The organism is Lacinutrix sp. Hel_I_90 (assembly GCF_000934685.1).
GTDB lineage: Bacteria > Bacteroidota > Bacteroidia > Flavobacteriales > Flavobacteriaceae > Lacinutrix.
In genome coordinates this window covers 3,204,539-3,223,988 of sequence record NZ_JYNQ01000001.1, presented here as the reverse complement: position 1 = coordinate 3,223,988, position 19,450 = coordinate 3,204,539, and the positions used below count along the sequence as shown (strand labels likewise).

Here is a 19,450-nt window from a genome sequence, read left to right as displayed (position 1 = left end):
GCTCCCGTAGTTTTGGGAATGCGAAGGACAAAACATAAAATTACATTAATAAGTTCCCCTCACGAAGCTTCGGGATCAGGGAAATAAAAAACAATTTGCAATGAAACTAAAAGTATGTGGAATGAAAGTCGAGAACAACATCTTAGATGTTGCAGATTTGCACCCTAGTTATATGGGTTTTATCTTTTATGAAAAATCACCACGCTATTTCAAAGAAACGATTCCAGAATTACCTGATACCATTGAAAAAGTTGGTGTTTTTGTAAATGCAAGCTTAGATTTTATAGTCGATAAAATTGAAACGCATCAGTTACAAGGTGTTCAGTTACATGGGGATGAATCTCCTGAATTTTGCGAACAGTTACGCGCCTACGATGTTAAAATAATCAAAGTGTTTTCTGTTAAAAACCAATTTGACTTCAGTGTTTTAGAACCTTATGAATCGGTTTGTGACTACTATTTGTTTGACACCAAAGGCAAAGAACCTGGCGGAAATGGCTATACTTTTAATTGGAACATTTTCAAAAAATATCCATCAAATAAATCCTATTTCTTAAGTGGTGGTATTGGTCCAGAAACCATAGATGCGCTATTACTTTTCTTAAAACGTCCCGAATCAGATTTATGCTGTACTCTAGACATAAACAGCAAGTTTGAAACAATTTCAGGATTTAAAGACATTAAAAAAATAAAAGATTTTCAATACCAATTAACAATTAACGGTTATGGAGTATAATATAAATGAAAAAGGCTATTACGGCGAATTTGGAGGTGCTTACATCCCAGAAATGCTTTATCCCAACGTTGAAGAGTTACGTCAAAATTATTTAAAAATAATGGCTGAGCCTTCTTTTAAAGAAGCATTCGATCAATTATTAAAGGATTATGTGGGGCGTCCTTCGCCTCTCTATTTTGCGAAACGGCTTTCAGAAAAGTATGGTACAAAAATCTACTTAAAAAGAGAAGACTTAAACCATACCGGGGCGCACAAAATCAACAATACTATCGGTCAGATCTTAATGGCACAACGCTTAGGTAAAACACGTATTATTGCTGAAACTGGAGCAGGGCAACACGGTGTGGCTACGGCAACGGTTTGTGCTTTAATGGGCATGGAATGCATTGTTTACATGGGCGAAATTGATATTGCCAGACAAGCACCCAATGTCGCAAGAATGAAAATGCTTGGTGCCAAAGTTGTGCCCGCGTTATCAGGAAGTCGCACATTAAAAGATGCTACAAATGAAGCGATTCGCGATTGGATTAATAATCCTGTAGACACACATTATATTATTGGAAGTGTTGTTGGCCCACATCCGTATCCAGATATGGTGGCGCGTTTTCAATCTGTTGTTTCTGAAGAAATCAAATGGCAATTAAAAGAGAAAGAAGGTCGTGAAACTCCTGATTATGTGGTAGCCTGCGTAGGTGGCGGCAGTAATGCTGCTGGTGCATTTTACCATTATTTAGAAGATACCAATGTAAAATTAATAGCTGTGGAAGCCGCGGGAAAAGGCATTCATTCTGGTGAAAGTGCGGCTACCTCAATATTAGGAAAAGAAGGCATTATTCATGGCAGTAAGACGCTTTTAATGCAAACTAAAGACGGGCAAATTACCGAGCCGTATTCTATTTCTGCAGGGTTAGATTATCCTGGAGTTGGACCAATGCATGCGCACTTGTATAAAACGGGGCGTGCAGAATTTATCTCCATTACAGATGACGAAGCTATGACAGCTGGTTTAGAATTGAGTCAGTTAGAAGGCATCATTCCCGCTATAGAAACCTCACATTCTTTAGCCATTTTTAATGGTAAAAAATTTAAAGCTGATGATGTTATAGTGATTAATTTATCAGGAAGAGGCGATAAGGATTTACAGAATTATATAGATTATTTTAAATTATAAGGTTATCATTTTCAATGAACAGAATAAATAAAAAACTAAAAGAAGACAAAACCCTTTTGTCAATCTATTTTACTGCCGGCTACCCTAGTTTAAATGATACAGTAAGCATCATCCAAAACCTAGAAGCAAGTGGTGTCGATATGATTGAAATAGGAATGCCCTTTAGCGATCCTTTAGCGGACGGCCCAACCATTCAAGCGAGCTCAACTCAGGCTTTAAAAAACGGCATGACCACTGATGTGCTTTTTAACCAATTAAAAGACATTAGAAAAACGGTTTCAATCCCTCTAATTATTATGGGGTATTTTAACCCAATGCTACAATATGGTGTTGACGCCTTTTGTAAAAAATGTCAGGACATGGGTATTGACGGTCTCATCATTCCAGATCTGCCCGTTGACGTTTACAACGAACAATACAAAGCGACTTTTGAAAAATATGGCTTAATTAATGTTTTCTTAATTACACCTCAAACCTCTGTAGAACGTATTCATTTTATAGACGCTATTTCAAACGGTTTTATTTATATGGTGAGTAGTGCTAGTGTTACCGGTAGCAGTTCTGGTTTTGGCGATGAGCAAACCGCTTATTTTAAACGTATTGCAGACCTAAATTTAAAAAACCCACAAATTGTGGGCTTTGGAATTTCAGATAATGAAACCTTTACACAGGCAACACAATATACAAAAGGAGCTATTATTGGAAGTGCGTTTATAAAGCGCCTTACAAATGATGGTGTTTCTGCCATACCAACATTTGTTTCAAGCATTTTAAGATAGTTTAACAGATTAAGAGGGTGGTTTTAACGAAGCCTTATGAGAAATTGTTTACTATGATTCGTAAATTAGATGTGAACCAAAAAAACATACATATCATGGGAGTTACAGAAGATAAAAAAAAGTTTAAAACGACGAAGACTCAAACGAATCCTACTAATCCAACAGGAAATACAAACATCAAAACTAATAAATTTGATATCGACGAGTCCACAATAAAAGAGCAACAAAAAAAGAAATAATTGCATAACAATTATTACATTTCAAAGCCTAAATAATACATTATTTAGGCTTTGCATATTAAATTAACAAATCGTCAAATTCAAAAATCATAGCAGATGTCACCTATAGAAAAGCCACAATCAAGGATTTACCAATCTTACTAGAATTTGAACAAGCTATTATTGCTTTTGACGGGACTTTGATATGAACTTAAAAAACCCCTGTGTTTATTATGATTTTTACAGTCTTTTTCAATCACCAAATACAGAAATAATAGTTGCCCAACATGAAAATAAACTAGTGGGGTCTGGTTACGCTAAAATTGTAAATACTAAACCCTATCATATTAATCAGACTTATGCGTATATGGGTTTTATGTTTATTGACCCCAAGTACAGAGGTCAGGGCATCATTCAAAATATAATTGAAACCCTTAAAAACTGGGCTAAAACTAAAAACGTGATAGAAGCAAGATTAATGGTTTATAATGAGAATACGGGGGCCATTAAAGCTTATGAAAAAAGCGGCTTTAAAAAGCACATGTTAGAAATGAAATTACACTTCGATTAAAAACAAAATTATGCCATTAAACATTGTTTTAATAGAACCCGAAATCCCAAATAATACAGGCAATATTGGGCGACTGGCATTAGCCTCTGGCTCTCGATTACATTTAGTAAAACCCTTTGGTTTTGAAATAACCGACTCACGTTTAAAGCGTGCTGGTTTAGATTATTGGCAACATTTAGAGGTGACTTACTATGAATCGACTGAAGCATTTTTCAACGAAAACAAAAATGCTAAAATGGCCTTTCTGTCTAGTAAGGGTACTGAAAACCATTGGGACATTCCCTTTGAAGACAATTTATTTCTTATTTTTGGTAAAGAATCTGCTGGCTTATCAAACTTAATAACTGAAAAGCATTCAAATTCCGTTTATAAAATTCCATTATTTAGCAACCACATACGCAGTTTAAACTTGGCCAATGCAGTAAGCATAGTGGTGTATGAAGGATTAAGGAAATTAAACGCGTAAACAACACGCAAAAAAGACGTTAAGCTACTCGCTTAAAAACAATAACAATGAGTAATTTTTAAGCTTTTAAATTTGTATGAGATTAAATATTACATTCGCGAAAAAAATGAGAGTCTTATTTTAGACTTTTCACCATAAAATAATTTAATGAAAAATATAGAAAATATAGAACTGGCTTACTTAACGCTTGATGATTACCAAGAGCTTAAAGCAGCCATGGTAGCATCATACTCAACAATGCCGGACTCCATTTGGGAGGAACATCAAATAAAAAAACTGATCGATGAGTTTCCTGAAGGACAAGTTGTTATAAAAATAAACAATCAAATTGCAGGTTGTGCTTTATGTATTATAGTAGACTACGACAAGTATGAAGATTTTCACACTTATGAACAGATTACTGGAAATTACACCTTTAATACACATACCAAAGATGGAGACATTATTTACGGTATAGATGTTTTTATTAAACCCGAATTTAGAGGCCTTCGTTTAGGACGCCGTTTATATGACTACAGAAAAGAACTTTGCGAACGTTTAAATCTAAAAGGCTTAGCTTTTGGTGGTCGTATTCCAAATTTCCATAAATACTCAGATAAGCTTACGGCAAAGGAATACATAGACAAAGTAAAAACTAAAGAGATTCACGATCCTGTTTTGAATTTTCAAATCTCAAATGATTTTCACCCAACACGAATTTTAAAAAATTATCTAAAAGGAGATGCCTCTTCGCACGATTATGCTGTTTTATTAGAGTGGGATAATATCTATTACGAAAAGAAAAACAAAAAAGCGACGACTATAAAAAAAATAGTACGCCTTGGTCTTGTGCAATGGCAAATGCGACCTTATAAAAATTTAGACGAATTAATGTATCAGGCTGAATTCTTTGTAGATGCAGTCTCTGGATACAGGAGTGATTTTGCTTTATTTCCAGAATTCTTTAATGCGCCATTAATGGCCCCTAACAACCATATGTCAACCCCTGAGGCCATACGTGAGTTAGCAAAACATACGGCAGAAATTGTACAACGTTTTTCTAAATTAGCCATCTCATATAACATTAATATTATTACTGGTAGTATGCCAGAAATGGTAGGCGACAAACTTTATAACGTTGGTTATTTGTGTCGACGAGATGGAACGATGGAACGTTACGAAAAATTACATGTCACGCCTGATGAAGCTAAAGTTTGGGGCATGGTTGGCGGCAACAAATTACAAGCTTTCGATACCGATTGTGGGAAGATAGGTATCCTAATCTGTTATGATTCTGAGTTTCCAGAATTAAGTCGACTGCTCGCAGATGAAGGGATGGACATTTTATTTGTTCCGTTTTTAACAGACACTCAAAATGGTTTTTCAAGAGTAAGACATTGTGCGCAAGCAAGAGCTATTGAAAATGAGTGTTATGTCGCTATTGCAGGTAGCGTAGGTAACCTTCCAAAGGTTCAGAATATGGATATCCAGTTTGCTCAATCGATGGTGTTTACCCCTTGTGACTTCGCCTTTCCTACCAACGGCGTAAAAGCAGAAGCGACTCAAAATACCGAGATGATTCTTATTGCAGACGTCGATATTGATTTGTTAAGAGAACTGAATCAGTTTGGTAGTGTTAGAAATTTAAAGGACAGAAGAACTGACCTTTTTGAATTAAAAAAGAAATAAAATTTAGATTATGAAATATCATATTATTATCAATAAAGTAAAAACTGTTGAAGCCTTTGATGATGCCTGGACTAATGAAGACTATATTGAATTATTAAGTCGGTTTGGTTTTCAGGAGGGCAGCACCGCTAACCCAAATGAACTGAAAGACTTACTGTTTATGGCTATTTCAGATTTCGAACCTAACGAAGCAGCAGTTATTGTTTTAGATTATAAGTTGGACAATGCCCTTAATGAAAATCAAATTGAACAACTTTCTCATGAAATGCTTTTAGACAAGATATCTGAAGAATATCCAGATATCTCATTACATCATGAGTTATTTAATATCAATCAACTCCTTCATAACGCCTATAATGGAACCTTTCCGAATGCAAAAGCAACGGTGATTGAACTTGAGATTAGCCCTAATAAAGAGATTTCAAAAGAAATTATCCTTAAAATATTAGACAAAACACTGGCACCAAGTAATGTTATAAAACGTTTGTTTTCAGATCAATTAGCTGGAAAAGAAGCGTTTGAAGAAGCTGAAGCCATTATTTGGGATTTAAAACCAAACGGTGAAAATTCATACCTTTTAAAAACGTCTGAGTACTGGATGAGTCGTGATGAATTTAAAGATGCCGAATTTGATGCTACTGTTACCGAGTTTGAGGAAGACGATGAAGATTAAGACCTGTATTTAAATACATGGAGTAGCGTTATCATCTCCTATCCGAATAAAGTAAAAGCCGTGTTCATTTAGTTTCTAACAGTTAAAACTACATAGAAAACGACTTATTAAGAACAAAGGCTATAAACAACGTGAGTTTTAACAACTAATTGTTTTTCAGACACTTAAAACACAACAAGTCCTCCTTGTTTTATAAAAAACGGGTGCTTTAACTTTTTTAACCTTCGTTTTGCCCATACATTTACAGTATTAATAATCGTTAAAATACAGTAAAATGCAAAACGAACACAAATTTCAGTTAGATGAATTAAGAAATCCTGTAAGCCCGCAAGTGTCTGCAGAAAGCTCATCTATGTCCATCATCGATTTAACAACTTTACTTTTAGGGTTAGTTCTTTAATCAACACATTAAAGCCTTTCAAATAACAGCTATTTGAAAGGCTTTTTTAATTTCCATAATTATGAATACGTATCTTGAAAAATTTTATAAAGCTGTTGAAGGCCTTAAAGACTGTGATCTAGAGGTATTAGGCATGCAACACTTAAAAGCGCTGTTAAAAACATCTTATTTAGAAGACTTAATACACGATTCGTTATCTAAATTAAATCTAGATCCTAATTATTATCCAACTCACGCTTCATTAAATCATTGGCATATTTTAAATACTAATGCCTTTAGTTTAACGATTATTAAAATGAAGAAAGAGCACCAAACAAAATACATAAACTCCTATTCTTTCGATAAAATCATAGTACCAATAACTGGAGATATACTTTATAATAGCTATAAACAAATCAATCCCTATCCAGAAAATATTCTGGATAAAAGCAAAAGACTTATACCAGTAGAAACAAAAAAGGTTCTAACCAAGAATACCCCTTTAATGATAAAAAAATATGAATCGGTTTTTTCATACCAAGGGGCGCTTAATGATGATGTGATGATACTTTCTTTTTCTTGTAAGAACACCTCGTCGTACGGTTGGGAATACGATGCGAAAACATTGCATCCTTTGAGGCTAGTAAGCAACTCAAAACAATCTGCTAGGCTAGAGCATACCTGTAAACTACTAGGAGCGCTTGGTCATATTTCTTCTCTTCCTAATTTATTTCATCTTCTAAATAATTCACACCATAATGTGAGATGGGCAGCGGCGAGCGCCATTATGACTATAAATTTTAATAAAGGCATTGAAGCCCTGCATCTACTGGAACACGACACGCATCCAGAAATTGTAGAATCTGTCAAAAACGGGCTACATCAAATTTCAACATTAAACATCGATTAATCATGGCTATTACCATAAATCAACCCAATATAAAAGCGTCTATTTCTTTTGAAGAATTTATTTCATTTTCAAAAGAAGCTATTAAAAAAAACGACAATGACTCGCTTTTGGAATGCGCTAAGCATCTTAAAATGCTCTCGAACAACGGCCAGTTTCTTTCTGATCAGATTAATAATCAACTTCAAGATATGGCAACCTTTCAACGCAGCAATGCCTATGGCATACAAACTACGCTTTTACATATTGATACGCTTTTTTATGTGCGTATTAATACCTGGCCCGCAATTTCAGAACATAAAGACGTTAATATTTGGCAAAAAGAGTTATACCATCACGTTCGAGCACACGATCACAACTTTCCATTTATTACCGTTGGATGTCATGGTAAAGGCTATGAAACCGAAATTTGGGAATATGACTACGATAAGGTCATTGGTTATGTTGGTGAAAAGGTTGAATTAAATTATCTGGAACGCACATCACTTCCAAAAGGAAAGGTTATGTATTACAGAGCTTCAAAAGATATTCATACACAGATTCCTCCTGAAGATTACTCTATATCACTAAATATCATGCCACGGGGTAATTCATTTTTAGAGAAGGAACAATTTCATTTCGATCTTCAAAATAAAACGATCACCAGTATCGCTCCCGGCGTTGGGACAGGCCGTCTGTTTTTACTAGACCTTGCTAAAAGACTTGGAGATACAAAAACAGAACGTTTATTAGAGCAAATCGCCACTTCTCATAATATGCCCCATGTTCGCGCTAAGAGTTATGAAGTTTTATGGGATGTTAATAAAGATGAGAAACTCTTACAAAAAGCATTATGCGATAAAAGTCCAATAGTACAAATGAGTGCCAAATCACTGATTGATAGTGCCACGCTTGTAAACTAATTTATTGATTCTTTTTTAAATACTCTAAATAAAAATCTTCTATCTTTTTTCGCGCCCAGGGCGTGCGGCGTAAAAACTTTAAACTGGATTTTATTGAAGGATTATCAGTAAAACATTTAATCTTTATGTTATACCCCAAATATTCCCAGCCGTAATGTGCTTGTAAATCGGTAATGATTTGTTCTAATTTTATACCGTGAAGGGGATTGTTTGGTTGCGACATAACTATTCAACCATTTTTTTAATTTTCAGTGCTTTTTCAAAGTGGTCTAATTGCTGTGTTTTAATCCACCAAGTAGCAGCTTCCATTAATAACTCTGGGTTCTCATTTTTGTTTTTAAAAAAAGCATAAAAAGACAGCCCTACGGCCTCACCTTTTTGGGCTATTTTCTTATTACAAACTGCAATGATTTTAACTCTTAAACTCGGCGTCATGTTTACCGTTAATTATTTTAATTTCTGTTTTTATTTCGCGAGCGACCCTTATTTCTGTTACCGCTTCTACTAGAATTCCCATCGGCATTTGCCTTAGCCGTTTTAGGTTTAGAGGTACGCGATTGGCCACCACGATTTTGTTTGCCTTGACCTTGTTTTATGGGTTCAGTAGAGGCATTCGGATCAGGTTCAAAACCTTCTAAAATGTCAACTGGTAATTTTTTTCCGATGAGTTTTTCTATATCTCTTAAAAAAGTAGTTTCATCTGCACTTACTAATGAAATGGCTTCTCCATTTGCTCCTGCTCTACCCGTTCTCCCAATTCTATGTACGTAATCTTCTGAAATATTTGGGAGTTCAAAATTAACAACATGTGGTAACAATGGTATATCTAATCCACGTGCTGCAATATCTGTAGCGACTAAAACGCTTACACTTCCGCTTTTAAACCCTGCTAGTGCCTTTGTACGTGCGCCTTGACTTTTATTACCATGAATAGCAGCCGCTTTAATACCAGCTTTACCCATTTTCTCACAGAGTTTATTCGCACCATGCTTAGTACGTGTAAAGACTAAAACCTGTTTCCAATTCCCATCAGAAATTAATTTAATTATTAAATCGGTCTTTTTGCCTTTCGCAACTCTGAACACTTTTTGTGAAATCGCCTCTACTGTAGTATTCTCTGGTGTAGCTTCAACTTTAACAGGATTATTTAAAATCCCATTTGCTAGTTTTCTAATATCACCTGAAAAGGTTGCTGAGAACATTAAGTTCTGGCGCTTTTCTGGCATCATCTTCATAACCCGTTCGATATCTCTTAAAAAGCCCATATCCAACATACGGTCTGCTTCATCTAAAACAAAGATTTCAACCCGCTTAATAGAGATTAAATTCTGATTAATTAAATCTAATAAACGACCCGGTGTAGCCACTAAAACGTCTATGCCTTGTCTAATATTCGCCACTTGTGGCTTCTGGTTTACGCCACCAAAAATCACAGCACTACGCAAGTCTAAAAACTCACCGTACTCTTTAACATTAGCATACACTTGTGCCGCCAATTCACGGGTTGGTGTTAATACCAATGCACGAATAGGTCTGTACTTTTCTTTTGGTGTTTCAGATAATATATGTAATAACGGCAAAGTAAAACCTGCTGTTTTTCCTGTACCTGTTTGTGCAGAAGCTAAAACATCATGCCCCTCTAAAATGGGCGGAATGGCTTTTGCTTGTATAGGAGATGGTGTATCGTATCCTTTTTTACTAATTGCTTTTAGTAACGGCTCAGAAAGGCCTAATAATTTAAATGTCATAAATAAAGTTTGTGAGATAAACTCTATTCTTGTAGGCTACCTCTTTTAATTAAGGTGCAAAGGTAGTGTTAATTTATAGTTTGGTGTTATAATTAGGAAATGTTTGTGTTTTCAGGTTTGACTTTGTAAAATAAATGCCGAACTTCGTTTAGAGAACATAAGGCATAAGCTGAAACTATAAATGAATCACAAACCACTATTAGAGTATATAAACAAATACATCAACTTAACTGCTGAAGAAGAAACCATTCTACTTTCTAGGATAGTTCACAGACATTATCTCAAAGATCAATACATTGTGCAACAAGGAGATATTTGTAACAGTGCCAATTTTACCATTTCAGGAACTACGAAAACATTTTATATGGATCTGGAAGGTCAAGAACATATTGTCATGTTCTCCATTGAAGATTGGTGGACCTCCGATTTGGGAAGTTTCATAACTCAAACTCCTGCCGACTTTAACGTTCAATGTATAGAGAATACAGAACTTATTCAATTCACCTACGAAAATCTAGAAGTTTTATATACAGAGATTCCTAAACTTGAGCGCCTTTTTAGAAAGATTGTAGAACGGGCTTTTGTAGCTTCACAAAAAAGAATTATTAGAAATTTTAGCCTCACAGCCAAAGAGCGCTATCTTATTTTCAAGGAGACTTACCCTAAAATTGAACAACGTGTACCGCAATACATGATTGCTTCTTATCTAGGAATTACCAAAGAGTTTTTAAGTAAGATTAAAAGTCAAATTATTAAAATGCAATAGCGGTTAATCTAGATTAACATCATTACATAATCTATTTCATTTTCTAGAGGGGTATTTCTTTAGACCTTTGTTTTGTAATAATTAAAACTATAAAAAATGAATACACTTTTAGAGAAAATTGGCACAATTAATGATTTGATCATTGAAGGAAAAGCTTTAGATGCATTTGATCAATTCTATCATGACGATGTAGTCATGCAAGAAAATGACAACCCTATAGTTGAGGGAAAAGTTGCCAATAGACAACGTGAAGAAGATTTTTTTGGAGCGATAACAGAATTTAGAGGCGCTCACCCCTTAAAAGTAAGTGTTGGCGAAAATACGACAATGGTCGAATGGCATTTTGATTACACTCATAAAGATTGGGGAATTAAAAATTACACTCAAGTTGCTGTACAAGACTGGAAGGACGGAAAAATAATAAAGGAGAAATTTTACTACGGAGCATAATTTATAACAATAACTATTTAAAACAATAACAATGAAAAATTCGATTAAAAACTTAGCCACTATTGCCTTAGTTGCGCTCATTACTTTTTCTTTCACAACGGTAGACGGAGACAAGAAAGAAATTAAAACAGAAAACAGCAAAGTGATTTGGAAAGGTTACAAAGTTACAGGGTCTCATGAAGGAACCATTGCAATAAAATCTGGACACCTAAACTTTAATGAAAACAAATTAATTGGTGGTGAATTTATTATGGATATGTCAACTATTGATTGCACCGATTTAGAAGGAGGTTCTAAAGGAAAATTAGAAGGACATCTAAAGTCTGACGATTTCTTTGGTGTTGAAAAACACCCAAAGGCCACTTTAGTTTTCACACAAGTAAAAGCGACTGGCAAAAATTCATACGAAGTAACAGGAGACATTACTATTAAAGGAAAAACCAACCCAATTACATTAGATCTTTCTATTTATGGAAATAAAGCTAATGCATCCTTAAAAATAGATAGAACACTTTTTGATATAAGATATGGTTCGGCTAATTTCTTTGATGGCCTAAAAGATAAAGCCATTTATGATGATTTTGACCTAGTTGCCGATTTAGAATTTTAACAAAAAGCTTAAGAGTAAGCTATTCTTTAATCAAGGGCAAAGACTAGCCTTTACCCTAAAAAAGATATAAAAAAAAGCACAAGTTAAATAACTTGTGCTTTTTTGTTACCTGTCTTCCATACAAAAAACTAGAGTCCTTCTAGGTCACTATAAATCGGTAAACAACACTCTAGATTATGGGTTTTACTGCTTTATTTAAAATAACACCCGATACTACATCCGCAAAATTTCATACAACTACTTGTTTCTAAAGGCTAAAAACTTAACAAAGGGATTTGTTTCTCGGTTTATAAAGCCGTGAATGCCGCTGCTGATAATTAAAACTATCGCCGCTCCATAAGCAGTATAAACGATCAAATCTGCTCCGTTTTCATTAGCAACCCCTATAGCAATAAGGGCCCAGGCGCCAACCATGGCGAATTCGCGTAGGTTACGTGTCCAAGTGATTGTAAGATTAATAATAGTCGCAATAGCGATCATAATAACCGTCCAAATCACTGGAGAAACTCCAAATCCATCCCAACCTATTTTAACCAAATAAGCAGAAATATTAGCGATACTTGCTACCGTAACCCAACCACTATAGATAACAAAAGGCCACCATAAAAAAACGATGACTGAAAGCGGTGCATCCCAAAGTTCCATGCGATTATTCCATACTATTTTAAGTAATGACAATAACAATAGTACTATAAAAAAGCAGGACCATCCCGTGTAGCCATAAATCCAGCTAAAGACCCACAAACTATTAGCGAAACATGATAAAACAAACCACCAACCTACTTTCAGCACAAAAGCATCATCTCTAACTTTTACAAACAATGAACGCCCTTGATAAATAGCAAAACTTAATAACATGACATAAATGAGTCCCCAAATGGAGAAAGCATATCCTGCTGGCGTAAATAGGGTTCTTAACCCACCAGACACCTCACCAATAGTCGTATTATTAAGCAAACCTGTATTAGAAAGATAATTAATTATAATAGTGGAAACTAGCGCTATTCCGTTTGTTATTTGCAGTGTTTTTTTCATATTATAAATTTACGTATTTCAATCCTTATTACATTCTTTTAAGATAAAAATGGGCTATAGGAACTCACGATACTGCAGCACCCGAAAATCGAAGGTTGTAAAATCGCTATTACTTGCTTTTAACTGTTTATACAAAGGATTACTCCCAATAGAAATATTGGCAGCTCCTGAGGACGACGTTAGTGAAACTGTTTTAACTAAACGCTCTTTTTTGTTAGATTCCCACGCTTCACTCGGAATGATAAACTGATGTATTCGCGGTGTCTCCTTTGAAACCTGTTCTAGTTTTAAATTATACGCCTTTAGATGCTTTCTGAAGAAATATTCTGGTCCGTTTTTAGAGTTTCCACCAGTAAATAAAAGTGTCTCTATCGCTGGGTATTTTTTTAAATAACCTATAATGTCCCGCAGTTCCACATTTATCATTCCCAGATCTGAAGCATCAATCTTTTCTCTTTCACAACTTTCTACAACATCGCAAATACCAATTTTATGTTGTATCAAAAAGTTTTTTCGCTGTACTACAGCTAATTCAGAATTATCGTACCGCAAATTGAGATTGTGAATTTTATCTATAAACAACCATAGCGAATTATAGTAACTGCCATAACAGAAATCGACATCCTTTTCCAACAGATCTCCTGTGGTGAATCTTGGTGGCGGTAAAGTACCTACGATTAACTTTTTAGTATCGCTTTTAATAAAGGGCTCGTATGGATGGCGGTGTTTAAACATGTTTCGTATACTGCTGAAATTTCTAGATCACGACTACTCGCGAAATGCATCCTTAGTCTCAAAAAACAGCAAAACCAAAAAACGATGCGACTGCTTTTAAAACCTAAAGACTCTTAAGCAACTTTTCAACCTCTGCAACTGTAGCCCTAAATTTCTGCTTATTCATTTTCGTCATGTGCTTTGACTCTTCTGAGATGTCACTGAGTATTTCTTTGCCTTCTTCTGTTTTCTCTCTATCTAAAAGAAATTTAGCCAAAACTAAACGCTCTTCATAATTGTCGTAACGTAGGTCTATAGGTTTAAGTTGCGCCTCGGCTGCTTCTAAGTTTCCCATTTTTTCTAAGGCCAGGCCGTAGGTGAATTGCGTTTTTGATTTTTCAAATTCTGAGTCTTCCTTCAAGTCTTCGGCATACATAATGGACTGCTCATAATTTCCTGCTTTATAATGCGCTATAACCAACTGCGACTTTATATAGTAGTTGTTTTGATTTTCATCTTTTGCAGCATTTTCGTACTGTTCTATGGCTTTGCTGAAATCTTTCATCTCGAAGTAGGCATCGGCTAAATTTACTCGGTTTTGATAAGTATCTAAAAACGCCAATTGCTTTTCTAGGTCTTTTACTTTTTTTGTTGGCACCAATATATTAGTTACCCTTTCTTGAATTTTAGTCGCATCACGTTTATTATAAACTTGCGTTAGCAGATAGATCACGCAACCTATGACTGGCAGAAAAATAATAAGAAAAAGCCAGTAGTATGGGTTTTTGTTTTTGATTAAATGATAAACACAAAACGCTTGAAAAGCTAAAATAAGATAATAAGTCATTCGTTAAATTAAGATTAAAGTCTAAAGATAATAAAAGAAACTTGGAAGTTATTTAGTACATTTAGGTAAACAAATATAAACTATGGGTAGAGGTGATAAAAAAACGAAACGCGGAAAAATTAGCAGAGGCACTTATGGTGTAAAAAGACCTCGCATTAAGAAACGCGTACGTCCTGAGACTAAAATACAAATCGATAAAAAAGTAAAACCATAGTTATCTCGTAAACACCAAGTTGTTTTCACTTGATAATTCATCGCTAAAACCATAGCCTTCTTTTCTAAACCCTTTTAAGTCGTCTATGGTTTTTGCGTTTGTATCTACAATATATCTGGCCATTAACCCTCGGGCTACTTTAGCATAAATGGCAACAATTTTATACTTACCGTCTTTATATTCTTTAAAATCAACGGTAACTACTGGCACTTTTAATGCCTTTGTATCTACCGCCTTAAAATACTCGTTACTGGCTAAGTTAACAAAAACCTCATCGTCTTTTAACTCATTATTTAAACTTTTTACGATGTCTTTTTTCCAAAACTCATAGAGGTTCTTCTTTGTGCCTACCGGCAGTTTTGTACCCATTTCTAAACGGTACGCCTGTATTAAATCTAATGGCTTCAACACACCATATAAACCCGATAAAATTCTTACTGTATCCTGAAGTTTCTCTATTTGTTGTGTTGGAATAGTATAGGCATCCAAACCTCTATACACATCACCATTAAAAGCATAAATGGCGGGTCTGGCATTGTCTTTGGTAAACGGCAATTTCCAATCTTGATTACGCTCGTAGTTAAGCTGACCTAGAGATTCACTAATATGCATGAGTTCAGAAAGTCCTTTAACCGATTTCTTTTTCAGGACTTTATTCAGCTTTTCAGATTGCTCTAGAAACTCAGATTCAGAAATCTTAGTGGTTGGTAATTTGCTTTCGAAATTGAGAGACTTTGCTGGTGATAATACTAATTTCATAGTTGTTTTATTTTTATTCCCAAGGAAGCCGGGAATCTCATTCAGTTCCGCGAAAACGGAAATTTGATTTTTTTTAAGTTACTAAATTACGACAATTCTTTAATTTCTCCGTTGGTAAAACTAAAGTTGTAATCGCCTTTAATTATAAAATCTGAAGTCAAAACAGCCGCCATTGTAGGGTACCATTTCTTCTTATTTTTATCAATAACTATAAATAAGCCTTCGTCATTTCCTAAAGCACAAAAACGATCAAAACTACCATCGAAAATCGGAATTGGTTTTATTCTGTTTATTTGGCTGTAAATAGATGCTATATTGTCTGTTGCTATTGCCATTTCACTTATAGAGATAATAGTGTCTGGTGTAAACGCCGCTTCACTTGCTATACCTAATCTTTCTCTGGCGATAAACTCCAAAATATTATGATCTACATCATAAAAGTAAATCGCCCTAGCGTTCCAGGCATGGAAATTGGTGATTTCTTCACCTTCGTAGGAAAGCACTTTTATTCTCTCCTTTAACCATTTTAAAGCGGTATGGATTGTTTTAACAGGAATATTAAAAGCGATATGTGCTGGATTGGTCTCTTTTTTATATTCAAATACTAAATGACTTTCTCCTGTTTTAAAAGAAATCCGGTCTTTAGAATCTTCTACGATCTCGAAACCTAAAACCGACTCATAAAACTGCTTTTGCTTTTGAATTATATTCGTAAAAAGTGTGACTTCCTCAATTATCATACCCTAAAAATACGGTAGAAATCTGTAAATAAAGCAAGTTCAATAATGAATTATTCTATTTAAAAATAGCTTTTAATTATAAAAACTAAGGGCTTGCGTAAGCGGCTGTAATAGCCTTTGTTTACTGCCGAAATAACAAAAAAAGAATTAGTGAAAAACGTGACCTTTAGGTAACCTTTCCTCTATCGCAACTCAAGTCTCCTAATTATCGATATGCAAAGCATAGCTTCTCCATTTGGCGATACATTGCTGCATGTCGTCTGGAATGGGGGTACTAAACTGCATCATTTCTCCTGTCTCAGGATGCTTAAAGCCTAATGTTTTAGCATGTAGTGCTTGACGTGGCAACACTTTAAAACAATTATCTACAAATTGTTTGTATTTGGTAAACGTCGTCCCTTTTAAAATGCGTTCTCCACCGTAGCGTTCATCATTAAAAAGCGTATGACCTATGTGTTTCATATGGACACGAATTTGGTGTGTTCTACCCGTTTCAAGCTTGCAAGCCACTAAGGTCACATAAGTTAAACGCTCTAAAACTGTATAGTGCGTAACAGCCGGTTTTCCGTTTTCAGCCTCATCATCGCTATATACTGTATTTTGGAGCCTGTTTTTGGGGTGACGCCCTATGTTTCCTTCAATCGTGCCCTCGTCTGCTTCCATGTTTCCCCAAACAATAGCAACGTATTCGCGCTCGCTGGTTTTGTCTTTAAACTGCTTCGACAAATGTGCCATGGCATGCTCTGTCTTGGCCACGACTAAAAGGCCTGTGGTATCTTTATCTATTCTATGTACTAAGCCTGGTCGATCGCTAGAGTTATTAGGTAAATTATCGAAATGAAAAATCAAGGCGTTTATTAAGGTGCCAGAATAGTTACCATGTCCTGGATGCACAACCATACCTGCTGGTTTATTGATCACCAAAAGGGTATCGTCTTCATAAACAATGTCTAGTGGTAAATCTTCGCCAACGAGCAAATTTTCGAATGGTGGATGCTCAAACAACACGCGAATGGTATCGAAAGGCTTAACCTTGTAATTGGATTTTACAGGAACGTCATTAACATAAATATTCCCGTTCTTAGCTGCTGTTTGAATTTTATTACGAATCGCGTTCTCAATACGGTTCATCAAATATTTATCGATACGTAAAGGCGCTTGACCTTTGTCTACCGTAAAAGCGTGATGCTCGTATAATTCATTATCATCTTCTGGCAATTGTGGTGTATAGTCTTCCATTATTTTAACGATTCCCATTTCCTAAAACGATATCAATCGTTGTCATTTTTGGGAGTAATTCGTCTTTTTTTATTTTTCGGTTTTGGTAGCGCATGCTTACCACTTCATCTTTTCCTAAATCATCCACGTACGTTATTTTACCAATTTGAAAACCTAAAGATTCCAAAGTTGGTTTAGCCTGGCGAAAGGTTCTACCCACTAAATTGGGTACAGCTATTTTTCTGTAACCTGATGGATTAAGGGTAATGTATATTTTTCGATTCTCTTTTACTTTTTCTCCTGACTCAGGGTTTTGATCTATAACAGAGTACTTTGGGTAATCTGGATTGAAATTAGCCGAGTCCTGAATTTCCATAACCAGATTATTATCATTTAATTCGATTTTAGCAACATCAATAGACTTTCCTTTTAAATCTGGAACCGTTTCAAAATCGCCATGATTAGTTGTAATATTCAACCATTTTAGCATTATAAAACATAAAACAACTATAGCTACAACAGCTAATGCTAACTGCTTAAAGAATACTTTACTAGTTAAAAATTTTATAATACTCATATACAAATTCATGTTAAAAATAGTTCGACAAATATATAAAAACTAAAAGGTTTTTCGTTTGAAATGAAATAATACGTATGAAACATTATTGGCTGATAAATAATTTGAATTATTTATCAGCATTTTTAAAATGCAACAGGTATAAATTATATTTTAGCTAAACTAATAGAAGTGAGTATTATTGTATACTTTTCGACTTTAGTAACATTTAAGTCTAATTTTATGAAATTACCGTTAAAGTTTACCTTTGGCGCAGTTGAAAGGCAACCATAAAGATGAAAAAAAATATTGCAATAATCATGGGGGGGTATTCTAGCGAATACCAAATTTCTTTAAAGAGCGGAAATGTCGTTTATAAATCTTTAGACAAAGATAAGTATAACGTCTATCGCGTTCATATCTTTAAAGATAAATGGGTATTTGTTGATCCTTATAATAGAGAGTTTCCCATCGACAGAAATGATTTTTCAGTACCTCTTAATGACACTAAAATCACTTTCGATTGTGTATTTAATGCAATTCATGGTTCACCAGGAGAGGATGGTTTCATGCAAGCCTATTTTAAACTCATAGGTATGCCACAAACAAGTTGTGATGCCTATCAAGCTGCCCTTACTTTTAATAAGAGAGATTGCTTAAGCGTTTTAAAACCTTATGGTATTTTAACTGCTGAAAGTTATTACCTAAATCTAGGTGATACCATTAATGAAACTGAAATTACAGCTAAAGTTGGCTTACCTTGTTTTGTAAAAGCAAATAAAGCAGGGAGTAGTTTTGGAATTACCAAAGTCTATAAAACCGAAGATTTAAAGCAAGCAATAGACATTGCATTTAAAGAAGACGATGAGATTATTATTGAATCTTTTCTGGATGGCACTGAAGTTTCTGTAGGTGTTATTACTTATAAAGGAAAAACTAAAGTCTTGCCTATTACAGAAATTGTGAGTGAGAATGACTTCTTTGATTACGAAGCTAAATACTTGGGGAAATCTCAGGAAATTACACCAGCAAGATTGACGAAAGATCAAGAAGCAAAAGTAACTACCGTTGCTAAAAAAGTATATGAAGTCTTAAAAATGAAAGGCTATTCCCGTAGTGAATTTATCTTTAAAGATGGAGAACCACACTTGCTGGAAATGAATACCGTACCAGGTTTAACTAACGAAAGTATTTTACCGCAACAAGCTGCAGAAGCTGGCCTGTCAATGCAAGAACTATTTGACAGTGCTATTGAAGAGGCTTTAAAAAATAATACCTAACTTTAGCTAAAATTAATACGGTTCTCCTCTTAGTGAGAAAAAT

The 19,450-nt window shown here is 34.8% G+C and carries 26 protein-coding genes; 16 read left to right on the top strand and 10 right to left on the bottom strand.

The features are described from left to right. The first annotated feature begins 100 nt into the window (after window positions 1-100). The 11 genes from GQ46_RS14210 to GQ46_RS17235 all read left to right on the top strand — a co-directional run bounded on the left by GQ46_RS14210 (window position 101) and on the right by GQ46_RS17235 (window position 8,470). The gene (locus GQ46_RS14210) at window positions 101-736 is read left to right on the top strand and encodes a phosphoribosylanthranilate isomerase (protein WP_044403347.1); all 636 of its coding nucleotides are present in this window, start codon (window positions 101-103) and stop codon (window positions 734-736) included. Further along, window positions 726-1,907 (top strand): tryptophan synthase subunit beta, encoded by a 1,182-nt coding sequence (trpB, locus tag GQ46_RS14205; protein ID WP_044403346.1) that lies wholly within the window; start codon window positions 726-728, stop codon window positions 1,905-1,907. The genes GQ46_RS14210 and trpB overlap by 11 nt, the downstream gene beginning before the upstream one ends. Before the next feature lie 14 nt (window positions 1,908-1,921). Beyond that, window positions 1,922-2,686 (top strand): tryptophan synthase subunit alpha, encoded by a 765-nt coding sequence (gene trpA / locus GQ46_RS14200; protein WP_044403345.1) that lies wholly within the window; start codon window positions 1,922-1,924, stop codon window positions 2,684-2,686. A gap of 53 nt (window positions 2,687-2,739) precedes the next feature. Further along, window positions 2,740-2,925, top strand: coding sequence for a hypothetical protein (locus GQ46_RS14195; protein ID WP_044403344.1), 186 nt, complete (start codon window positions 2,740-2,742; stop codon window positions 2,923-2,925). Window positions 2,926-3,109: 184 nt separating this feature from the next. Then, entirely contained in the window at window positions 3,110-3,475 is a 366-nt protein-coding gene (locus GQ46_RS14190) for a GNAT family N-acetyltransferase (protein ID WP_231567359.1), read from the top strand. Between the two features lie 10 nt (window positions 3,476-3,485). Beyond that, on the top strand, window positions 3,486-3,941 hold the full coding sequence (locus tag GQ46_RS14185) for a tRNA (cytidine(34)-2'-O)-methyltransferase (RefSeq protein WP_044403343.1): 456 nt from the start codon (window positions 3,486-3,488) through the stop codon (window positions 3,939-3,941). A 147-nt stretch (window positions 3,942-4,088) separates the two neighbouring features. Beyond that, a complete protein-coding gene (locus tag GQ46_RS14180; protein WP_044403342.1) occupies window positions 4,089-5,609 on the top strand; it encodes a carbon-nitrogen hydrolase family protein in 1,521 nt (506 codons plus the stop codon). Window positions 5,610-5,619: 10 nt separating this feature from the next. Then, window positions 5,620-6,282 carry a hypothetical protein gene (locus GQ46_RS14175; RefSeq protein ID WP_044403340.1) on the top strand — a complete coding sequence of 221 codons (663 nt, stop codon included), beginning with the start codon at window positions 5,620-5,622 and terminating at the stop codon, window positions 6,280-6,282. Between the two features lie 274 nt (window positions 6,283-6,556). After that, window positions 6,557-6,682, top strand: a complete 126-nt coding sequence (locus tag GQ46_RS18080; protein WP_255350641.1) for a hypothetical protein — start codon at window positions 6,557-6,559, stop codon at window positions 6,680-6,682. 61 nt (window positions 6,683-6,743) lie between these two features. Then, a complete protein-coding gene (locus GQ46_RS14170; RefSeq protein ID WP_044403338.1) occupies window positions 6,744-7,571 on the top strand; it encodes a HEAT repeat domain-containing protein in 828 nt (275 codons plus the stop codon). 2 nt (window positions 7,572-7,573) lie between these two features. Beyond that, the gene (locus tag GQ46_RS17235; RefSeq protein WP_052503491.1) at window positions 7,574-8,470 is read left to right on the top strand and encodes a hypothetical protein; all 897 of its coding nucleotides are present in this window, start codon (window positions 7,574-7,576) and stop codon (window positions 8,468-8,470) included. A gap of 1 nt (window position 8,471) precedes the next feature. On the opposite strand, the gene GQ46_RS14160 is transcribed toward GQ46_RS17235, so the two are convergent. From GQ46_RS14160 to GQ46_RS14150, 3 genes are read right to left on the bottom strand one after another with little or no spacing between them, the layout of a single operon-like run. After that, window positions 8,472-8,693 carry a VF530 family DNA-binding protein gene (locus GQ46_RS14160; protein ID WP_044403336.1) on the bottom strand — a complete coding sequence of 74 codons (222 nt, stop codon included), beginning with the start codon at window positions 8,691-8,693 and terminating at the stop codon, window positions 8,472-8,474. Window positions 8,694-8,695: 2 nt separating this feature from the next. After that, window positions 8,696-8,905 (bottom strand): DUF6500 family protein, encoded by a 210-nt coding sequence (locus GQ46_RS14155; RefSeq protein WP_044403334.1) that lies wholly within the window; start codon window positions 8,903-8,905, stop codon window positions 8,696-8,698. Window positions 8,906-8,922: 17 nt separating this feature from the next. Continuing rightward, on the bottom strand, window positions 8,923-10,218 hold the full coding sequence (locus tag GQ46_RS14150) for a DEAD/DEAH box helicase (protein ID WP_044403332.1): 1,296 nt from the start codon (window positions 10,216-10,218) through the stop codon (window positions 8,923-8,925). Window positions 10,219-10,399: 181 nt separating this feature from the next. Here GQ46_RS14150 and GQ46_RS14145 point away from each other — a divergent pair, with 181 nt between their 5' ends. From GQ46_RS14145 to GQ46_RS14135, 3 genes are all read left to right on the top strand, one after another. Further along, window positions 10,400-10,984: a Crp/Fnr family transcriptional regulator gene (locus GQ46_RS14145; protein WP_044403330.1), complete on the top strand. Its 585-nt coding sequence runs from the start codon at window positions 10,400-10,402 to the stop codon at window positions 10,982-10,984. A 96-nt stretch (window positions 10,985-11,080) separates the two neighbouring features. Then, a complete protein-coding gene (locus tag GQ46_RS14140; RefSeq protein ID WP_044403328.1) occupies window positions 11,081-11,434 on the top strand; it encodes a nuclear transport factor 2 family protein in 354 nt (117 codons plus the stop codon). Window positions 11,435-11,465: 31 nt separating this feature from the next. Next, window positions 11,466-12,044, top strand: a complete 579-nt coding sequence (locus GQ46_RS14135) for a YceI family protein (protein WP_044403326.1) — start codon at window positions 11,466-11,468, stop codon at window positions 12,042-12,044. A gap of 237 nt (window positions 12,045-12,281) precedes the next feature. Here the strand turns inward: GQ46_RS14135 and GQ46_RS14130 are convergent, their stop codons facing one another. The 3 genes from GQ46_RS14130 to GQ46_RS14120 form a co-directional block, all read right to left on the bottom strand. Next, the gene (locus GQ46_RS14130) at window positions 12,282-13,079 is read right to left on the bottom strand and encodes a hypothetical protein (protein WP_044403324.1); all 798 of its coding nucleotides are present in this window, start codon (window positions 13,077-13,079) and stop codon (window positions 12,282-12,284) included. Between the two features lie 54 nt (window positions 13,080-13,133). Further along, window positions 13,134-13,814, bottom strand: a complete 681-nt coding sequence (locus tag GQ46_RS14125; protein WP_044403322.1) for a uracil-DNA glycosylase family protein — start codon at window positions 13,812-13,814, stop codon at window positions 13,134-13,136. A gap of 103 nt (window positions 13,815-13,917) precedes the next feature. Further along, on the bottom strand, window positions 13,918-14,640 hold the full coding sequence (locus GQ46_RS14120; RefSeq protein WP_044403320.1) for a hypothetical protein: 723 nt from the start codon (window positions 14,638-14,640) through the stop codon (window positions 13,918-13,920). An 82-nt stretch (window positions 14,641-14,722) separates the two neighbouring features. On the opposite strand from GQ46_RS14120, the gene GQ46_RS17475 reads away from it, so the two are divergent. After that, window positions 14,723-14,854, top strand: a complete 132-nt coding sequence (locus tag GQ46_RS17475) for a 30S ribosomal protein THX (protein ID WP_082041770.1) — start codon at window positions 14,723-14,725, stop codon at window positions 14,852-14,854. Here GQ46_RS17475 and yaaA read toward each other — a convergent pair whose 3' ends face one another. From yaaA to GQ46_RS14100, 4 genes are all read right to left on the bottom strand, one after another. Further along, a complete protein-coding gene (gene yaaA, locus GQ46_RS14115) occupies window positions 14,855-15,613 on the bottom strand; it encodes a peroxide stress protein YaaA (RefSeq protein ID WP_044403318.1) in 759 nt (252 codons plus the stop codon). It abuts the gene before it with no gap. A gap of 86 nt (window positions 15,614-15,699) precedes the next feature. Further along, window positions 15,700-16,353, bottom strand: a complete 654-nt coding sequence (locus GQ46_RS14110; RefSeq protein WP_044403316.1) for a VOC family protein — start codon at window positions 16,351-16,353, stop codon at window positions 15,700-15,702. Between the two features lie 201 nt (window positions 16,354-16,554). Next, window positions 16,555-17,592 carry an RluA family pseudouridine synthase gene (locus tag GQ46_RS14105; RefSeq protein WP_044405116.1) on the bottom strand — a complete coding sequence of 346 codons (1,038 nt, stop codon included), beginning with the start codon at window positions 17,590-17,592 and terminating at the stop codon, window positions 16,555-16,557. Between the two features lie 4 nt (window positions 17,593-17,596). After that, window positions 17,597-18,148 (bottom strand): PASTA domain-containing protein, encoded by a 552-nt coding sequence (locus GQ46_RS14100; RefSeq protein WP_044403314.1) that lies wholly within the window; start codon window positions 18,146-18,148, stop codon window positions 17,597-17,599. A gap of 275 nt (window positions 18,149-18,423) precedes the next feature. On the opposite strand from GQ46_RS14100, the gene GQ46_RS14095 reads away from it, so the two are divergent. Next, complete coding sequence (locus GQ46_RS14095) at window positions 18,424-19,407, top strand: D-alanine--D-alanine ligase (RefSeq protein WP_044403312.1); 984 nt, start codon at window positions 18,424-18,426, stop codon at window positions 19,405-19,407. Window positions 19,408-19,450 lie beyond the last annotated feature (43 nt).